The sequence below is a fragment of the Micromonospora sp. NPDC005806 genome, from assembly GCF_042871425.1.
GTDB lineage: Bacteria > Actinomycetota > Actinomycetes > Mycobacteriales > Micromonosporaceae > Micromonospora.
Genome location: NZ_JBIAIL010000004.1, coordinates 93679 through 110520 on the forward strand (window position 1 = coordinate 93679; position 16842 = coordinate 110520).

The 16842-nt window shown below is 73.5% G+C and carries 18 protein-coding genes; 3 read left to right on the forward strand and 15 right to left on the reverse strand.

Features of this window, described 5'->3' with window-relative positions:
• Positions 1-72: 72 nt before the first annotated feature.
• From ACFYOS_RS06805 to ACFYOS_RS06860, 12 genes are all read right to left on the reverse strand, one after another.
• On the reverse strand, positions 73-669 hold the full coding sequence (locus tag ACFYOS_RS06805; RefSeq protein ID WP_387136450.1) for a potassium channel family protein: 597 nt from the start codon (positions 667-669) through the stop codon (positions 73-75).
• 342 nt (positions 670-1011) lie between these two features.
• Positions 1012-1518 (reverse strand): hypothetical protein, encoded by a 507-nt coding sequence (locus ACFYOS_RS06810; RefSeq protein ID WP_387136451.1) that lies wholly within the window; start codon positions 1516-1518, stop codon positions 1012-1014.
• A 14-nt stretch (positions 1519-1532) separates the two neighbouring features.
• Positions 1533-2342 carry a hypothetical protein gene (locus tag ACFYOS_RS06815; RefSeq protein ID WP_387136452.1) on the reverse strand — a complete coding sequence of 270 codons (810 nt, stop codon included), beginning with the start codon at positions 2340-2342 and terminating at the stop codon, positions 1533-1535.
• On the reverse strand, positions 2339-3571 hold the full coding sequence (locus ACFYOS_RS06820) for an MCE family protein (protein WP_387136453.1): 1233 nt from the start codon (positions 3569-3571) through the stop codon (positions 2339-2341). The genes ACFYOS_RS06815 and ACFYOS_RS06820 overlap by 4 nt, the downstream gene beginning before the upstream one ends.
• Complete coding sequence (locus ACFYOS_RS06825) at positions 3568-4956, reverse strand: MCE family protein (RefSeq protein WP_387136454.1); 1389 nt, start codon at positions 4954-4956, stop codon at positions 3568-3570. The genes ACFYOS_RS06820 and ACFYOS_RS06825 overlap by 4 nt, the downstream gene beginning before the upstream one ends.
• Entirely contained in the window at positions 4953-6197 is a 1245-nt protein-coding gene (locus ACFYOS_RS06830) for an MCE family protein (protein WP_387136455.1), read from the reverse strand. Before ACFYOS_RS06830 ends, ACFYOS_RS06825 begins: the two co-directional genes overlap by 4 nt.
• Positions 6197-7180 (reverse strand): MCE family protein, encoded by a 984-nt coding sequence (locus ACFYOS_RS06835; protein WP_387136456.1) that lies wholly within the window; start codon positions 7178-7180, stop codon positions 6197-6199. The genes ACFYOS_RS06830 and ACFYOS_RS06835 overlap by 1 nt, the downstream gene beginning before the upstream one ends.
• On the reverse strand, positions 7177-8211 hold the full coding sequence (locus ACFYOS_RS06840) for an MCE family protein (protein ID WP_387136457.1): 1035 nt from the start codon (positions 8209-8211) through the stop codon (positions 7177-7179). Before ACFYOS_RS06840 ends, ACFYOS_RS06835 begins: the two co-directional genes overlap by 4 nt.
• Positions 8208-9485 (reverse strand): MCE family protein, encoded by a 1278-nt coding sequence (locus ACFYOS_RS06845; protein WP_387136458.1) that lies wholly within the window; start codon positions 9483-9485, stop codon positions 8208-8210. Before ACFYOS_RS06845 ends, ACFYOS_RS06840 begins: the two co-directional genes overlap by 4 nt.
• 2 nt (positions 9486-9487) lie before the next feature.
• Positions 9488-10291, reverse strand: coding sequence for an MlaE family ABC transporter permease (locus ACFYOS_RS06850; protein WP_387136459.1), 804 nt, complete (start codon positions 10289-10291; stop codon positions 9488-9490).
• Between the two features lies 1 nt (position 10292).
• Positions 10293-11063, reverse strand: a complete 771-nt coding sequence (locus ACFYOS_RS06855) for an MlaE family ABC transporter permease (protein WP_387136460.1) — start codon at positions 11061-11063, stop codon at positions 10293-10295.
• Positions 11060-12106: an ABC transporter ATP-binding protein gene (locus ACFYOS_RS06860; RefSeq protein ID WP_387136461.1), complete on the reverse strand. Its 1047-nt coding sequence runs from the start codon at positions 12104-12106 to the stop codon at positions 11060-11062. The genes ACFYOS_RS06855 and ACFYOS_RS06860 overlap by 4 nt, the downstream gene beginning before the upstream one ends.
• Before the next feature lie 142 nt (positions 12107-12248).
• On the opposite strand from ACFYOS_RS06860, the gene shbA reads away from it, so the two are divergent.
• On the forward strand, positions 12249-12827 hold the full coding sequence (gene shbA, locus ACFYOS_RS06865) for an RNA polymerase sigma factor ShbA (RefSeq protein WP_387136462.1): 579 nt from the start codon (positions 12249-12251) through the stop codon (positions 12825-12827).
• Positions 12824-13723 carry an anti-sigma-D factor RsdA gene (locus ACFYOS_RS06870; protein ID WP_387136463.1) on the forward strand — a complete coding sequence of 300 codons (900 nt, stop codon included), beginning with the start codon at positions 12824-12826 and terminating at the stop codon, positions 13721-13723. Before shbA ends, ACFYOS_RS06870 begins: the two co-directional genes overlap by 4 nt.
• A 40-nt stretch (positions 13724-13763) precedes the next feature.
• On the opposite strand, the gene ACFYOS_RS06875 is transcribed toward ACFYOS_RS06870, so the two are convergent.
• From ACFYOS_RS06875 to ACFYOS_RS06885, 3 genes are read right to left on the reverse strand one after another with little or no spacing between them, the layout of a single operon-like run.
• Positions 13764-14840: a hypothetical protein gene (locus ACFYOS_RS06875; RefSeq protein ID WP_387136464.1), complete on the reverse strand. Its 1077-nt coding sequence runs from the start codon at positions 14838-14840 to the stop codon at positions 13764-13766.
• Positions 14837-15184 (reverse strand): PadR family transcriptional regulator, encoded by a 348-nt coding sequence (locus ACFYOS_RS06880; RefSeq protein ID WP_387136465.1) that lies wholly within the window; start codon positions 15182-15184, stop codon positions 14837-14839. Before ACFYOS_RS06880 ends, ACFYOS_RS06875 begins: the two co-directional genes overlap by 4 nt.
• A 42-nt stretch (positions 15185-15226) precedes the next feature.
• Complete coding sequence (locus tag ACFYOS_RS06885; RefSeq protein ID WP_387136466.1) at positions 15227-16105, reverse strand: SPFH domain-containing protein; 879 nt, start codon at positions 16103-16105, stop codon at positions 15227-15229.
• A gap of 128 nt (positions 16106-16233) precedes the next feature.
• Here ACFYOS_RS06885 and ACFYOS_RS06890 point away from each other — a divergent pair, with 128 nt between their 5' ends.
• Positions 16234-16737, forward strand: a complete 504-nt coding sequence (locus tag ACFYOS_RS06890; RefSeq protein WP_387136467.1) for a MarR family winged helix-turn-helix transcriptional regulator — start codon at positions 16234-16236, stop codon at positions 16735-16737.
• The last annotated feature ends 105 nt before the right edge of the window (positions 16738-16842 follow it).

Here is a 16842-nt window from a genome sequence, read left to right on the forward strand (position 1 = left end):
CGGCGCAACGGGTGCTTCCACCACCCGGACGTCGCCCAGGGAGGGGCGTCGGTCCCGGCGGCGTGGATCCGGCTACTGCTCGCGACGTGCGGCGCCGAACGTCGACACCAGCCGGGCGACCAGGGTGACCAGGAAGATCTGACCGCTCAGCGCGGCAAAGACGGCCAGGGTACGGCCCGGTTCACCGGCGGCCGTGAAATCTCCGTACCCGACTGTGGTCATGGTGATGAAGCTGAAGTACTGGATGTCGTTGTTGTCGGCCGGCTGACCATTCGCGAACAGGGCGGTCCGCTGAAACTGGGCCAGGGCCGAGAACAGCGCGGCGTAGAACAAGCCGATCAACAGATACGCGCTCAACGCACCGAGGATCGTCTGCAGCGTGACCACCCGATGAGACAGCACCCGCCGCACCACGGCCACGATCGCCAGGGCCAGGATTCCGGCCATCCACAGCGAGATCACGCCGTGCACGACCCGGGCCGGCACCACGACGAGGAGGACGGCGGCGACCGCCGTGGCGGCTACCAGCACCCACAGGAGCCGGTGGGAGTGTGCCCGCACCAGGGGCGCGCTACGCAGCGCCAGTGCCAGGGCGGCGAGGTAGAGGAGCAGCGGCACGACACGTATGTGCTCGCCGGGTAAAAAGGCGGTCAGCAGGAAGCTGATCATCAGCAGCGCGAGGACCAGGCCGTACCGGTCCGGCGCGGCCACGCCGCGGTCTGGGTCTCCCGGTGTCACCCTCCCGCCCACGGCCCGATCAACCCCGATCGGGATCGGCGAGGAAGCCGGCCAGCCTGTCCCGGCGTCGCTGCGCGAACCGGGCGCCCAAAGCTGCAGACCGGGCTGGACAACCTGACCAGCCTGCTCGCGGTGGAGCTGCTGCGGTCACGGAGCAGCCGCCCGTCTCGAAATCGACGCCACGGCGCGGCGCTTACCCCTCGACCACGGGCAGAAACCCGTCGTTCCGGCGACGGGGTCCGGAACCGACGGGTCAGCCGGTCAGCACCGCCGTCAGATCGCGGTGGCCTTGACCACCTTCCACTCGCCGCGCACCGGGACCATGGTGAGCACGACCCGGTTCTGGTCGACCTTCTCCCCCGCCGTGGTCACGTTGCGCCGATACTGGTTGAGGTAGAGCAGCAGCTCGACCCGGTCCGCCTCGGCGCTGACCACGCCGGTGGCGGAGACCTCGGCCAGCACGACCGCCTGCTGCTTCGTGGCGGTCTGCTTGAGCGCGGCGGTGGTCTGGGCGTACTCGTCGGCGAACGCGCCGGTGGCGAAGGTGCGGCCGTTGGTGACGCTGTCGTCGACGGTGCGGTAGTCGTACGAGAAGAGCGCCTTGGCGGCGGCGGGCGCGGTGGCCAGGGCCTGGCGTACGGCCTGGTCGCGCACGGCGGCGCGGTGGTCGCCGTACCAGCCGGCGAGGGCCACGGCCGCCGCCAGGACGACCGCGACGGCGAGCACGGGCACGGGGCGCAGCCGCGCCGGGCGGCGGCGCAGCACGGTCGGGACACGCATCGTCTTCTCCTCGGTCAGCCGACGAACTGGAGCTTGGACACCAGCCACTCGCCCGAGTCGCGATCCCGGACCAGGTCGAGCTGGATGCGGTAGTGCGACGGGCGGCCGTCGGGGGCCTTCACGTTCTTCACCGTGGCGTCGACGGCCACCAGCACCACCGCGTGCCGGCGGTCCCCGGAGAGCAGGCCGGCGCGCAGCACGCTGCCCTGCGACTGCACCTTGTTCTCCACCACGGCGGTGCGTACCTGCGCCTGGCCGCGGGTGAACTCGTCCTTGAAGTCGCCGGTGGCCCCGGCCGTGACGCGTTGCAGGTCCCGATCGACGCTGGCGGCGCTCACCGAGACGAAGTTGACGGCGGCCTGCCGGGCGGCGGCGATGGCCTCCCGGTGCGCCTGGTCGGTGGCCCGGTCGACGTACCAGCGGTGGCCGTAGACGCCGGCGCCGGCGAGGGCGGCCGCGAGCAGCACGACCAGCAGGGCGGTGAGGGCGCGGCCCCGGTGCGGCCCGCCGGGCACCGCCGGCTTGCGGCGGCCGGTCTCGGGCCCGGTGTCCCGGTCCGCCTGGGCGGCGGACGTGGGGCGGCGACCGGCGGGCCGGCGGGGCTCGTCGTCGGCGACCACGGTCAGGTTGCCCGCTTCCGTGGGGTCCTCGACCGGCTCCTGGTCGAGGCGTTCCAGCACCCGTTCGACCGGGTCGGCCGGGTGGAGCACGGTGACCACGCGCCGGCGCGCCGGGGTCGGGCCGCCGGCCTTCGCGCCCTTGATGACTTTGAATGTGGTGTTCCTGCGGCTGGGCACCGCCACCTCCTCCGGTACGCCGGTCACGGGGTCAGGCCGGCGAGCAACAGCTGTTTCCAGGACTGGTCACCGGCCGTGCGGTACTGCCCGCCGGTGCCGCCGAACTGCAGCGGCTGGCCGTCGGAGCCGAGCACCAGACCGGTCGCGGGGTCGTACCCCGGGCTGGCCCCCTCGTCGGGGGCGGGCGGCGCCGGATCGGCGCTGGACGGTCGGGGCGCGTTCCCGGCACCCCGGACGCTCGCCCCGGCGGTGCGGTCTTTCGCGCTGCACCGGGTGCCGCCGTGGTACACGCAGGACGGTGGGTCGTTGGCGTTGACCACGAGTCCGAGGTGGGCGGTGCCGTCGCCGGGGGTGACGGTGAACCCGCCGGCCACCGCTATCGGGTAGACCACCAGGAGCTGCTCGATGCCGGGCAGCCGCCGCGCGGCGATCCCGTTGACGGTGACCAGGTTGCCGAGCAGGGTCCCGATGTCCGGTTCCAGACCGCGCAGCAGCGCCCGCAGTTCGGCGCCGGCCGGCGGCCCGACGGCGAGCAGCTTGCGCAGGTCCGGGTCGGCGGCGCGGAGCGTGGCGGCGAGCTGCGCCAGCCCGGCCGACCAGCGGCGCAGCGCCGCGGCGGACTCCGCCTGGGTGGTGAGCACGGTCCGGGCGTCGCGGATCAGGGCGAGGGTCTCGGGCAGCCGGTTGTCCGCCTCATCGAGCAGGGCGTCGCCGGAGTCGAGGATCCGGGCGAGGGCCTGCTCGTTGCCCTCGAACGCGGCGCCCAGCTCGGTGATCAGCACGCTCAGGTCGTCCGGGTTGACCGATCGGACCAGGGCGTCCAGGTTGGTCAGCAGGGCCTCCGGGGCGAGCGGGAGGCCGGTCCGGTCGGCCGGGATGACCGCACCGTCGGCGAGGTACGGCCCGCCGTCGCGGTCGGGCCGCAGGTCGAGGTACTGCTCGCCGACGGCCGACCGCTGGGCGACCACGGCCCGCAGCGCGTCGGGCACCCGTACGCCGCGGTCGATGCGCAAGTCGGCGCGGACCCCGTCGGCGTGCAGGCCGACGGCGGTGACCCGGCCGACGGGCACCCCGCGGTAGGTGACCGGGGCGTTGGCGAACAGGCCACCGGCGCGAGCCAGGTCGACGTGGAGCACGTAGCCGGCGCCGAGCAGCTTGTCACCGAGGCCGACGTAGCGGATCCCGACGTAGCCGATGCCGAGGACGCTCACCAGCACGAACGCGATGACCTGGAGTTTCGCGGTCCGTCCGATCATGGGATCAGCCCTCCACCCAGCATGTCGGTCAGGCCGCCGACCTGCCCGGTGACGGCTCCGGTCACCGGCAGCACGCACTCGGCGGTCAGCACTGTGCCGTCCGGCAGTTCGGTGCCGGCGGGGAGCGCCGTGCCGGGCGGCACGACGCCCTTGGGCAGGAGCAGCCCGCCGAGGGGCACCGTCGAGCCCGGCTTGAGCAGCTTGCAGCCCTCCGGCAGCCCGCACTCCTTGGGCGGGGTCCAGGTGGCCGGGAAGTCCTTCAGGTCCGGCAGGCACTTCAGCGGCAGCGCGGGCAGGACCCCACCGGGGACCGCCGGGCCGGTGGCGGGCGGCCGCGGCGCGGCGGGGGCCTTCGTCCGGGGTGCGCGCGCCGCCGGGGCGGGCGCGGCCGCCACCAGGTTGGCCAGGATGCTCGCGGCGTCCAGGTCGGCGGTCACGGATAGGTTGACGAAGTCGCCGACGATCGCGCCGGTGACGTTCGGCGGGAACGGGTACGACAGCATGAAGTCCAGCGACTTCGGCAGGTCGTCACCGGCCCGGGCGAGCTGTTCCAGGATCGGTTGGAGTGCCTTCACGCTGGCCACCGTGTCCTGCCGGCTGCGCTCGACCACCCGGGTGCCGACGGTGCCGAGTTGGCCGAGGGCGGTCAGCGCCCCGGTGAGCTGGGCGCGTTGCCGGGCCAGCACGGTCAGGCCGGGCGCGAGGGAGTCCAGCGCGTCCCCGAGGACCTGCCGCTGCCGGGCGAGCCGGCCGGTGAGCCGGTCGAGCGCCTCGATGGCGCGGACGATGTCCGCCTTCTGCCGGTCGAGTCCGCCGATGAAGGTGTCGAGCTGGGCCAGGGTGTCCCGCAGTTCCGGTTCGCGGCCGGCGAGCGCCTGGCCGAGTTCGGCGTTGATGGTCCGGAGCTGGGCCAGGCCGCCACCGTTGAGCAGCAGGCCGAGGGCGGCCAGGACCTCCTCGACCTCGGCGCCGCGGGTGGTGCGGGACAGCGGGATGAGGTCACCGTCGGCGAGGCGGCCGCGGGCCGGCTCGGTGGGCGGCGGTGCGACGGTCACGTACTTCTCGCCGAGCAGGCTGCTCTGGCGTACGGCGGCGGTGGCGTTGGCGGGCAGCCGCACCGCGCGGTCGATGCGCAGCCGGACCTGGGCGTGCCAGCCGGACAGCGAGATCTTCTCCACCGTGCCGACGGTGACATCGTCGACCTTGACGGCCGCGCGCGGCACCAGGTCGAGCACGTCGGAGAACTCGGCGGTGACGATGTAGCCGTCCCCGGCCGGTTTGCCGCCGGGCAGCGGCAGGTCGGCGACCTCGGGCAGGCCGCAGCCGGCGGGCAGCAGCGACACGGTGAGCGCGCCGGCCAGCAGGCGCAGCCGCCGGGCGGTCACGCCGGACCTCGCAGGATGCCGCCGAGCGTGGGGTCGCTCGTGGTGGTGGCGCCGCCCGGCGCCTCGTCGGCGGTCGGCGCACCGGGGGAGCTGACGGAGCCCGGCGGGGACCCGCCGGCCGTCGGGGCGCCGGGCGGCAGCTTGAGCAGCTTGCGCAGCTGGTCGGTGAGGGGCAGACCGCGGGAGTGCAGGGTCTGCGCGAGCGCGGTGCACTTCGCCGGCACCTCGGCGGCGGGGAGCTGCGCCACGATCAGCGAGCAGACGAAGGTGGCCGGGTCGTACGGGCCCAGGGCGTTGTCGCGGGTGTCGAGGGTGCCCGAGCGCGGGTTGTAGGCGAGGTTGAGGTTGCCCAGGGCGAGGGGCGCCACGTCGAGGATCTGGATGACGGCCTGCTGCTGGCGGACCAGGACCCGGGTGATGTCGGCCAGCGCGGTGACGTTGGAGGTGAGCGCGGTCCGGTTCTGCCGGACGAAGGTGGTGACCTCGGCGAGCGCGGTGGCGAGGTTGCGCAGGGCGGCAGCGAGTTCCTCCTTCTCCCCCGCGAGCTGCTCGGCGACGTCGGCCAATTGCTGGTTGAAACGGCGTACCTGCTCGTCGCTGCGGGCCAGAGTGGTGGTGAAGCGCTGCAGGTTGGTCACCGTGCCGAACAGGTCGCCGCGCCCGGTGGAGAGGGTGCCCAGCGCGCGGGAGAGCCCGTCGAGGGTGTCGTGCAGGTTCTGACCGTTGCCCTCGAGGTTGGCCCGGCCGGTGGCGACCAGGTCGGACAGGGTGCCGTCGGCGTTCGCGCCCTGCGGGCCGAGGGTCCTGTTGAACTCGTCGAGCGCCTGGTAGATGTCGTCGATCTCCATCGGCGCGGCGGTCCGCCCGACCGGGATCTCGGCCCCGTCGGAGAGGGCTGCTCCGCCGGTGAAAGTCGGAGTGAGCTGCACGTACCGGTCGCTGACCACGCTGGGCGGGACGATCAGCGCCTGGGCGTCGGCGGGCACCCGCAGCGTCGGGTCGTAGCGCATCTCGACGCGGACGGTCGTGCCCTGCGGGGTGACCTTCTCGACCTCACCGACGCGGACGCCGAGCACCCGGACGTCCGAGCCCGGGTACACCCCGACGGCCCGGGTGAAGTACGCGACGACGCGCCGCTGCGGCGCCTCGTGCCGCCACACCACCGTCCCGACGGCGACGGCGGTGAGCAGGACCGTGGCCGCGGCGAGGGGGCGGCGCCAGCGGTGGATCCGACCGGGCATCAGCGTCCTCCGGTGGTGGGCAGGTACGGCTGGAGCAGCCCGTCGACGTAGGAGTCGAACCAGCGGCCGTTGCCGACCACGTTGGCGAAGGCGGTGACGAAGGGGCCCATCCGCCGGATGGTCTGCTCCAGGTCGTCGCGGTTGCGTTGCAGGACGGCGACCACGTCGCGCAGCTTGCGCAGCGCCGGTTCGAGCTGGGTGCGGTTGTCGGCGACCAGCCCGGACAGCTCGGTGGCGAGCTGGTCGGTGCCGACGAGGAGCTGGTGGATGGCGTCGCGGCGGCGGCTGACCTCGGCGAGCAGCTTCTCCCCGTCGGTGACCAGCTTGCGGAACTCCTCGTCCCGCTGGGCGAGGACGCCGGTGACGGTCCGGGCGCGGGCGAGCAGGGCGCGCAGTTCGGCGTCGCGGCTGGCGACGGTGCGGGACAGCCGGGACAGCCCGGTCAGCGAGGTGCCGACGCTGGCCGGGGTGTCGGCGAAGGTCTCGGACAGGGTGGTGAACGCCTGCGCGAGCTGGTCGGTGTCGACCCTGTCGAGGGTGTCGGCCAGGCCGGTGACGGCCTGCACCACGTCGAACGGGGCGGCCGTGCGGTCGAGCGGGATCTGCCCGTCCTCGGGCAGCTTCCCCGGTCCGGCCGGCGACAGGGCGAGATACTTCTGGCCGAGCACGGTCTTGATCCGGATGGTGGCGCCGGTGTCGCGGCCGAGGCGTACGCCGTCGTCGTCGACCCGGAAGCGGACCCGTACGTACGGCTGGGGCTCACGGGCGAGCTCCACGGCGGTGACCACGCCGACCCGGACTCCGGCCACCCGGACCTCGTTGCCGGTGGCCAGACCGCTGGCGTCGTGGAACGCCGCCTGGTAGGTGCGGCCGGTGAGCGCGGCGATCCGGTCGAGCTGGAAGGCGCCGAGCAGCGCGGCGACGATCACGGCCAGGCCGACCGCGCCGACGACGACGGGGTTGCGTTCGCGGAACGGTTTCACCGGGCACCTCCGGTGGCGCAGCGGGCGGCGGGGGCGCTGACGCCGGCCGGGGTCAGCGGCGCCTGGCCGGCGACGGCCACCCGGCCGTCGAAGTCGCAGAGGTAGAAGTTGAACCAGGAACCGTAGGAGGCGACCCGGGTCAGCGACTCGTAGCGCTGCGGCAGCCGACCGAGGGTGGAGTCGATGACGGCGGAGTTGCGGTCCAGGGTGCCGGCCAGGTCGCCGAGGGCCCGGACGTCGGCGGCCAGCGGCGGCCGGGTCTCGTGCAGCAGGCCCGCGGTGGTGTCGGTCAGCTCGCCGAGGTTGACGAGGGCCTCGCCGATGGCGGTGCGGTCGGCGGAGAGCCCGGAGACGAACTGCTGGAGCTGGCTGACACTCTGGTCCAGCTCGCGGCCGCGGCTGGCCAACGTGCCCAGCACGGCGTTGAGGTTGGTGACCACCCGGCCGATCACGGCGTCCCGGTCGGCCAGGGTGGTGGTCAGCGACGCGGTCCGCCGCAGCAGGCTGGCGACGGTGCCGCCCTCGCCCTGGAGGACCTGGATGATCTCGTACGCGAGCTTGTTGACATCGTCGGGGTTGAGCGCGGTGAACAACGGCCGGAACCCGTTGAACAGCACCGTCAGGTCCAGCGCCGGTCTGGTCTGGGTGAGCGGGATGAGCCCGTCGGCCCGCAGCGGCCGCCCGTCCCCCGGCCCCTCGGTCAGCGCCAGGTAGCGCTGGCCGACCAGGTTGCGGTAGCGGATGGCGGCGCGGACGCTGCTGGCCACCGGCACGTCCCCGTCGACGGTGAAGGCGACCTCGGCGACGGTGTCGTCGACCACGGCGATGTCGGCGACCTTGCCGACCCGCACCCCGGCGATGCGCACGTCGTCGCCGGGAAGCAGACCGGTGACGTCGGTGAACCGGGCCCGGTAGGTGACCCCGTCGGGCGGGAACGCGCCGAGGGTCTGCGCGAGCAGCCCGGTGGCCAGCAGCGTGACGACGGCGAACACCACCAGTTTGACCAGCGCGGAGGTCGTCTTGCCGGTCATCGGGCGTTCACCACCGCACCGCGCAGCAGCGGGCCCCAGAGCAGGACCGCGATGTCCGGCACCTCGACCGGGGGTGTCCCGGTGAGTCCACCGACGAGGGGCTTGACCAGGGACTGCTCCTCGCCGGTGCCGGCCTGCCCCATTGCGGTGGTGGCCGCCGGACCGGCCGGCAGGCCGACCGGCAGGGGTGGCCGGGTTCGGGCGCCGCCGTAGTCATAGCCGTCGGCGACCGGCACCTCCGGGGCGGGCACCGGCGGGTTCGGCAGCTGCCGGCAGTTCGGGCCGTTGTGGGCGGCGTAGACCGGCTCGTCGCGGCCTCGCTCGAACGGGCCGCCGTCGCGGGTCACCTCCAGGGTGATGTGCATCCGGCCGCCGGCGAAGACCTCCTCGACCCGGGGTTGCAGGGCGACCAGCCCGTGGACCAGGCACGGGTACTCGGGGGCGTAGGTGGCGAGCAGTTCCAGCACCGGGCGGCTGACGTCGCCGAGCCGGATCAGCTGGTCGCCGTGCCGGTCGAGGAACCCGCGGGTGGTGTCGGCGGTGTCGGTGGTGTCGGCCAGGAACGCGGCGAGCTGGGCGCGCTGGTCGGTGACCGTGCCGGCGGTGACGGTGACGTCGCGCAGCAGCGCCAGCAGGTCGGGCAGCGCGGCGTCGTAGCTGTCCAGCACGGTGGCGAGCTGGCGGAGGTCCTCGGCGATGGTCGGCAGTTGCGGGTTGAGCTGCCGCAGGTACGCGTCGAGCCGGATGAGGTTGGCGCCGAGCTGGTCGCCGCGTCCCTCCAGGGCCGTGGCGATGGCGCCGAGGGTGGCCGCGAGCTGGTCGGGGTGGATGGACTGCAGCAGCGGCAGCGCCTGGTCGAGCACCCGTTCCAGTTCGACGGCGGTGCGGCTGCGGTCCTGGTTGATGACCGCGCCGTCGCGGATCGGTCCGGCGGTGCTGCCCGTCGGTGGCACGAGTTCGACGTACCGCTCGCCGAAGAGGGTCTTGGGCAGCAGCCGGGCGGTCACGTCCGCGGGGATCCGGTCGGTGGTGGCCGGGTCGAGGGCGAGCCCGATGACCGCCCCCTGGCCGTCGCTGCGGATCGAGCGGACGTCGCCGACCACCACGCCGCGGACCTTGACGTCGGCGCCGTCGAGGAGTTGCAGGCCGGCCCGGTCGGCCTGCAGGGTGACCCGGTCGACCGGGGTGAACGCCTTGCGGTACTGGAGCACGGAGGCGGTCAGCGCCGCGGTGAGCACGGCGATGAAGACGATGCCGAGGACACGGTGTCGCATGGTCACCCCGCGATCCGGACGGTGGTGGTGGCGCCCCAGATGGCCAGGGACAGGAAGAAGTCGACGACGTTGACCGCGACGATGGCGGTCCGCACCGCCCGCCCGACGGCGACGCCGACGGCGGCCGGTCCACCCTGCGCGGTGTAGCCGTACCAGCAGTGGACCAGCACCACGATCACGCTGAACACCAGCACCTTGCCGAAGGACCAGAGCACGTCCCCGGGTGGCAGGAAGAGGTGGAAGTAGTAGTCGTAGGTGCCGGCGGACTGTCCGAAGTAGCCGACCGCGATGGTGCGGGTGGCGAGGTAGCTGGCGAGCAGCCCGATCACGTACAGCGGGACGACGGCGATGAAACCGGCGATTATCCGGGTGGTGACCAGGAACGGCAGGGAGGGCACGCCCATCACCTCCAGCGCGTCGACCTCCTCGGAGATCCGCATGGCGCCGAGTTGGGCGGTGAAGCCGCAGCCGACCGTGGCGGACAGGGCCAGCGCGGCGACCAGCGGCGAGATCTCCCGCGTGTTGAAGTACGCCGAGACGAAGCCGGTGAAGGCGCTGCTGCCGATCTGGTCGAGGGCCTGGTAGCCCTGGAGCCCGACCTCGGTGCCGGTGAAGAAGGTGAGGAAGCAGATGACGCCGACGGTGCCGCCGAGCACGGCCAGCGCGCCGGTGCCGAAGCTGACCTCGGCCAGCAGCCGGATCACCTCGCGCTTGTAGCGGCGCAGGGTACGCGGCGCCCAGGCCAGGGCGCGCAGGTGGAAGGCGAGCTGGCCGCCGAGGTCGTCGAGGTAGCGCAGCGGGGTCATGTCAGCTTCCCTTCTGCGGTACGACCTGGAAGTACACGGCCGTCACGATGAAGTTCAGCGCGAACAGCAGCATGAAGGTGATGACGACGCTCTGGTTGACCGCGTCGCCGACGCCCTTCGGTCCACCCTTGGCGGTCATCCCCTTGTAGCAGGCGACCAGCGCGGCGGCCGCGCCGAACAGCAGCGCCTTCACCTCGCCCACGAGCAGGTCGGGTAGTTGCCCGAGGGCCTGGAAGCTGGCCACGTACGCCCCGGGCGTGCCGCCCTGCAGGACCACGTTGAACGTGTAGCCGCCGGTCACGCCGACGACGCTGACCAGCCCGTTGAGCAGGACGGCGACCAGCATCGAGGCGAGCACCCGGGGCACCACCAGGCGCTGGATCGGGTCGATGCCGAGGACCTGCATGGCGTCCAGTTCCTCGCGGATCTTCCGGGAGCCCAGGTCGGCGCAGATCGCCGAGCCGCCGGCGCCGGCGATGATCAGCGCGGTGACGATCGGCCCGGCCTCGCGGACCACGGCGAGCACCGACGCGGCGCCGGTGAACGACTGCGCGCCGAGCTGGCGGACCAGCGAGCCGAGCTGGAGGGCGATGACCGCGCCGAAGGGGATCGACACCAGCGCGGCGGGCAGGATGGACACCGAGCTGATGAACCAGGCCTGCTGCACGAACTCGCGGACCTGCACCGGCCGCCGGCCCAGCCCGCGCAGGGTGTCCAGGCAGAACGCGAAGAACTCGCCGGTGTTGCGGACGGCGGTCGTCGGGGCGCTCATCCGGTCACCTCCCGGTGGCGGGCGTCGGCGGCGAGGTGCGGGCCCAGGTCGATGGTGGGTCGCTCGTCGTCCCGGCGGCCCTCGAAGGAGCCGGGTGGTGGGGTGACGCCGTGCTCGCGGCACCACTGCCCGGGTGGGCGTTCGGCCCGGCGGGGCAGCCCGTCTGAGGGCGGCAGTTGCAGCGGGATGGGCGGCAGCGGCGGCAGCTCGACCCCGGCCTCCGCCTCGGCGGCGAGCTCCTCGGCGTCCTTCTCCTCCGCCATGCCGATCGGGCCGACCCGCTGGGCGTTGAGGAACTGCCGCACCACCGGTTCGGTGCTGGACAGCAGCATCTCCCGGGGCCCGAACATGGCCAGGTGGCCGTGGTAGATCAGGCCGATGTTGTCCGGGACGGTGCGGGCGGTGTTGATGTCGTGGGTGACGATCAGGAAGGTCGCCTCGGTGCGCTGGTTGAGGTCGATGATGAGCTGGTTGAGGTATGCGGTGCGGACCGGGTCCAACCCGGAGTCCGGCTCGTCGAAGAGGATGATCTGCGGGTCGAGGACCAACGCTCGGGCCAGGCCGGCCCGCTTGCGCATGCCGCCGGAGATCTCGCCGGGCAGCTTCTTCTCCGCCCCGACCAGGCCCACCATGTCCAGCTTCTCGTTGACCACGGCCCGGATCTGGGACTCGGACTTGCGGGTGTGCTCGCGCAGCGGGAACGCCACGTTGTCGTAGATGTTCATCGAGCCGAACAGGGCGCCGTCCTGGAACAGCACGCCGAACAGCTTGCGCAGCTCGTACAGCGCCCGCTCCGACAGTCGGGGCAGGTTCTGTCCCTCGATCCAGATGTCGCCCCGGTCGGGTCGCAGCAGCCCGACGAGGGTCTTGAGGAACACCGACTTGCCGGTGCCGGAGGGGCCGAGCAGTACGGAGATCTCACCGGCCGGCAGGGTCAGGGAGATGTCCGACCACACTGGCTGGCCACCGAAGGACTTGGTCAGTCCCTGTACGGCCACCTCGACGCCCATCACCCCTCCCATCGCCTCGTTCGACAGAGACATCGCAGGAGCAGGCTCGTTCGCAACAACTTCTTTTCGACTTCGTTGCGGCGTTGCCCCGCTACGGAACGCAATAGGTGCGGAAACCAGGCGGCTTCAGTACGGTGCGGTTAACCCGTCGGTAACGAAGGTGCCTCGCAACCCCATGATCCGAGCAGTCGATCCAGAACTGGTCCGTCAAGCCGTCCACGGTGACCGAGCGGCGACGGCGGAGCTGCTGACCGACGTGCGCCCCGGCCTCGTGCGATACTGCCGAGCTCGGCTGGGTCGGGTCGGTGGGGCGTACACCACGGCCGACGACGTCGCCCAGGAGGTGTGCCTGGCGGTCCTGCGGTCGCTGCCCCGCTATCGGGAACAGGGCGTCCCCTTCGCCGCCTTCGTCTACGGCATCGCGGCGCACAAGGTCGCCGACGCGCAGCGGGCCGCCGTCCGGGACGCCGCGGTCACCCCTACCGACAGGCCGCTGGAGCAGCCCGACGCGGCGCCCGGACCGGAGCAGCAGGCCGTCTCGACCGACCTGGCCCGGCGACTGTCCGCCCTGCTGGACCGGCTACCCGACATCCAGCGGGAGATCGTCCTGCTACGCGTCGCGGCGGGCCTCTCGGCCGACGAGGTGGGCACGATCGTCGGGATGACGGCGGCCGCCGTGCGGATGGCCCAGTCCCGGGCGCTGGCCCGGCTCCGTACCCTTGCCGAGGGTTCCCTTGACGAGGTGGCGGCATGAGCGAGCGCACGCCGGGCGGCGGTGACGAGGCGATGGATCTGGACATCCTCGCCCGCGACGACCTGCTGCTCGACGCCCTCGGGCGCGGTGAGCCGGCCCCGGCCGGCGACGACCTGGCCACGATGCTCGGCGCCTGGCACGCCGACATCGCCGACGGCGTCCCCACGGCCGCGGTACGGCCGCCGGCCCCGACCGGCGACGGCCACCCGGAGGAAATTCGACCGGAGGGCGGGAACGCCGTCCCCGCAGCCGAGCCGTCGGTCGGGGCGGAGCGCCTGCCCGCGCCCACGTCGCTGGCGGCGGCGCGGGCCCGGCGGCACCGGCCGTGGACGGTACGCCTCGCGGCCGCCGCCGTGGCGCTGCTCGCCATGGCGGGCGGGCTCGGCGTCGGCAGCCGCAGCGCCGGGCCGGGCAGCCCGTTGTGGTCGTTGACCAGGGTCCTGTACCCGCAGCAGGCCGAGGTGCGCGACGTCGAGGAACTGATCGCGCAGGCCCGCGCCGCGCTGACCGGCGGGGACCTCGACGAGGCCCGGCAGCTCGTCGACCGGGCCCGCCGCGAACTCGCGGACGTCACCGACCCGGCCACGGTCGACCGGCTGCGCGCCGAGCTGGACGCCCTCGACCGGGATCTCGCCGCGGCACGGGGATCGCTGTCGGCCATCCCGTCGCCGGCCCTCACGCCCGAGGTCCGGCCGACCACCCCCGCCGCCCGTCCCTCCGGCGGCACCCGCGCCCCGTCGCCGCGGCAGTCCCGGCCCGCCACCTCCCCGGCCCCCGGCACCTCCCCGGGCGGTGGCGGACCGCTGCTGCCGCTGCCCGCGCTGCCGCTGCCGTCCCTGCCGAGCCTGTCGCCGCTGCCGAAGCTGCCGCTGCCCACCGGCGGCCTGCTCGACTGAGCGACGGTTTCGCACGACGCGCGGGACCACCGACGGCGGCTCAGGCGGCGGGCCGCTCCCGGTCGGCGGCCCGGCCCAACGCCACCATCCGCAGCGTCTCCTCCCGGCGTCGGACCAGCAGCACCCCGGCCAGGAAGGTGACCAGCGGTACGAGCACCAGCATCGCCCATTGCGCCGGCACCAGCGGAATGGTGTGTCCCATGTGCAGGGTGGACACCGCCCAACCGGCCAGCGCGGTGTCGATCACCAGGGCCAGCGCGGCGACCGGCGCCAGCATGACCACGACCCGCCGGCGCACCGCCGGGGCGAGCGTGGCGAGGCTGACCAGGACGGCCAGCACGGCGACAGCGAGCCCGGCGACGTAGAGCCACAGCACAGCCTCGCTGCGGGCCTCCAGCAATCCGTAGAACACGTACACGGTCACGGGACCGGCGAAGTCGGCACCGGCAGAGCTCAGCCGGCTGCCCGCCAGGACGGCGCCCACCGCGAGCGGCGCGAGCACCAACGCCGCCAGCCGGCGTGCGCCAAGCACCGCAAGCGCCCGACGCCCGGGCGCAGGCACGGTGAGCGCGGCCGCCGTCACCAGGGCGAGAGCGAACTGGGGCAGGGTGTCCACGACGTACGTCGGCTGGTCGACGGCTCCCGGCCCGACCAGCACCAGCCACGCAGCGACCCCGGCCCAGGCGAGTCCGGCCGCGACCCGCCGCAGCCCGATCAGGGCGGCGAGGGCGACGCCCGCCCACCCCGCCACCCGCAGCCAGTCGACGGCATCGGCGCCGACCGGCCGCAGCGGCGGCGGAAGGGCAGGGTTCACGACCAGGTGGTCGGCCAGGTTCCTGCCGGCGGCGGCGAACAGGGCCAGGGCCACCAGGACGCCGGTGACGGCGGCGGCGTCGGTCCAGGCCGGCTCGGTGAGCCCCCGGGTGCTCACCCGCAGCCGAGCTCGCAGGCCGGCGCCGATCAGGTTCAGCGCGTCCCCGGCGCCCGGCCGGGTCTGGCCGGGCCGCGCGCCGGCGAGAAGGACGGCGAGCATCTCCTCCTCGTACGCCCGGCGGTGTTCCCACGGGTAGACGGCGAGCAGCCGGCGGTAGCGGCGCTCGAGTGCGGTCCCGCTCACGCCGCCCCTCCCTCGGGGAGCAGGCCGGCGCGGCGCAGCCGCAGGCCGGCGGTGTCGGCGTTGTGACGCAGCCGGGCGACCTCGGCGGCGAGCCGGGTCGCGCCGAGCGCGGTGAGTCGGTAGTAGCGGCGCAGCCGGGACTGCACCACCTCCTCGCGGTCGACCTCGATGAGGCCGTCGGCGCGCAGCCGGTCGAGGACGGAGTAGAGGGTGCCGGCGCGCAGCCGGACCCGGCCGTCGGAGATGCGCAGCACGTCCTCGATGACGGCGTACCCGTGCCGGGGTGTCTCGGCCAGCGCGGTGAGGATCAGGAACGTGGGTTCCCGGAGCGGACTGTCGGTCATGGCCGGCAGCATATACAGCTAGCCGGTATATACGCTGCCCCGTCAGCGCTCGCGCCGGTGCCCGTCCCCCTCGGCGGCCGCGGCGACGGTCTCGGTGGTCGGGCCGAGCGTCGGGCCCTGCTCCGCCCGCCCTGGCCCTACCGGTGCCGCCTGCTCGCCCCCCGTGAACGCGTTGAAGAACTTCAGCAGCTCGACCGGGAACGGCATGACCAGGGTGCTGTTCTTCTCCGCGGCGACGTCCACCACCGTCTGCAGCAACCGCAGCTGGTACGCCCCCGGCGTGTTCGCCATCGCCCGGGAAGCATCGGCGAGCCGGCGCGACGCCTGGAACTCGCCGTCGGCGGCGATCACCCGGGCGCGGCGTTCCCGCTCCGCCTCGGCCTGGCGGGACATCGACCTCTTCATCCCCTCGGGCAGCGCCACGTCCTTCACCTCGACGCGCTCGATGAGCAGGCCCCACGGCTTCTCGGTCGGCGCGTCGATGACCGACTTCAGCTCCGCGTTGATCCGGTCCCGGTCCCGCAGCAGGGTGTCGAGGTCGGCCTTGCCGATCACCGAGCGCAGCGCGGTCTGCGCCACCTGGAGCACTGCCGACGGGTAGTCGCGCACGTTGACCAGTGCCTTCACCGGATCGACCACCCGGTAGTAGACGACCGCGTCGACGGTGAGGGTGACGTTGTCCCGGGTGATCACACCCTGTGCGGGCACCCCGATCACCGTGGTCTGCATACTCACCCGGACCATCCGGTCGGCGACCGGGATGATCAGGTGGAAGCCGGGCTGCCGGATGCGGTCCAGCACGCGACCGAAGCGGAACACGACGCCCCGCTGGTACTGCTGCACCAGCCGCACGCTCAACGACAGCACGAGCGCCACGAGCACGACGACGATGACCACCGCGATGGCGACGGCGACTCCCATGCTCCCCCTCGATCCCGGAGGCGCCCGCCTCCCGGCGCCGGGCCTACCCGCTCCGCCGGCTTTCACACCTCCACGCCTCGACCGTCGCCGCGGCGGACGGTCGACGGCGGGCTGCCATGATGGTCGGCATGCCACCACCTGCTCCGGAGGCCGAGCGGGCCGTCGAGGCGCTGATGGCCGCCAGCCGGGCCTTCGTCGGGCTGGCCGCCCGGTCGCTGGCGGACCTGGACGTCGAGGTGACCCTGCCGCAGTTCCGGGCGTTGGTCGTGCTGGCGACCCGGGGTCCCCAGCGGTCCGTCGACATCTCGGCCGAGCTCCAGGTCGCGCCGTCGACCGGGACCCGGATGTGCGACCGCCTGATCCGCAAGGGCCTGATCCGCCGCACCCGGTCCGGCACCGACCGCCGGGTGGTGCGCCTGCGCCTCACGCCGGCCGGGTGGAGTCTGGTGGAAGAGGTGATCCGGCGCCGCCGGGTGGAGCTGTCCCGGATCGTGGCGGCGACGTCGGCCTACTGGCAGCCGGCGGTGACCGAGGCGCTGACCGCGTTCGCGGCGGCCGCCGGCGAGTTGCCCGAGCAGGAGTGGTGGCTGGGTTTCACCGCGCCGGACGAGGAGTCGGCCACCGGGGCGTGACCGGCCTTCGCCGACCCCTGGCGGCCTCCATTGCACAGTGCAATGATTGGCCTGTGCCGGAGGTTATCTGACGGCGCTGCGGCGCCGCCCCCGTCAGAAGGGAGG

Excerpts from the sequence above, each read along its gene's own strand:
- ACFYOS_RS06805 (WP_387136450.1), bottom strand. The coding sequence starts at position 669 with ATGATCAGCTTCCTGCTGACCGCCTTTTTACCCGGCGAGCACATACGT.
- ACFYOS_RS06810 (WP_387136451.1), bottom strand. The coding sequence starts at position 1,518 with ATGCGTGTCCCGACCGTGCTGCGCCGCCGCCCGGCGCGGCTGCGCCCC.
- ACFYOS_RS06820 (WP_387136453.1), bottom strand. The coding sequence starts at position 3,571 with ATGATCGGACGGACCGCGAAACTCCAGGTCATCGCGTTCGTGCTGGTG.
- ACFYOS_RS06830 (WP_387136455.1), bottom strand. The coding sequence starts at position 6,197 with ATGCCCGGTCGGATCCACCGCTGGCGCCGCCCCCTCGCCGCGGCCACG.
- ACFYOS_RS06840 (WP_387136457.1), bottom strand. The coding sequence starts at position 8,211 with ATGACCGGCAAGACGACCTCCGCGCTGGTCAAACTGGTGGTGTTCGCC.
- ACFYOS_RS06845 (WP_387136458.1), bottom strand. The coding sequence starts at position 9,485 with ATGCGACACCGTGTCCTCGGCATCGTCTTCATCGCCGTGCTCACCGCG.
- ACFYOS_RS06850 (WP_387136459.1), bottom strand. The coding sequence starts at position 10,291 with ATGACCCCGCTGCGCTACCTCGACGACCTCGGCGGCCAGCTCGCCTTC.
- ACFYOS_RS06855 (WP_387136460.1), bottom strand. The coding sequence starts at position 11,063 with ATGAGCGCCCCGACGACCGCCGTCCGCAACACCGGCGAGTTCTTCGCG.
- ACFYOS_RS06860 (WP_387136461.1), bottom strand. The coding sequence starts at position 12,106 with ATGTCTCTGTCGAACGAGGCGATGGGAGGGGTGATGGGCGTCGAGGTG.
- shbA (WP_387136462.1), top strand. The coding sequence starts at position 12,249 with ATGATCCGAGCAGTCGATCCAGAACTGGTCCGTCAAGCCGTCCACGGT.
- ACFYOS_RS06870 (WP_387136463.1), top strand. The coding sequence starts at position 12,824 with ATGAGCGAGCGCACGCCGGGCGGCGGTGACGAGGCGATGGATCTGGAC.
- ACFYOS_RS06880 (WP_387136465.1), bottom strand. The coding sequence starts at position 15,184 with ATGACCGACAGTCCGCTCCGGGAACCCACGTTCCTGATCCTCACCGCG.
- ACFYOS_RS06885 (WP_387136466.1), bottom strand. The coding sequence starts at position 16,105 with ATGGGAGTCGCCGTCGCCATCGCGGTGGTCATCGTCGTCGTGCTCGTG.
- ACFYOS_RS06890 (WP_387136467.1), top strand. The coding sequence starts at position 16,234 with ATGCCACCACCTGCTCCGGAGGCCGAGCGGGCCGTCGAGGCGCTGATG.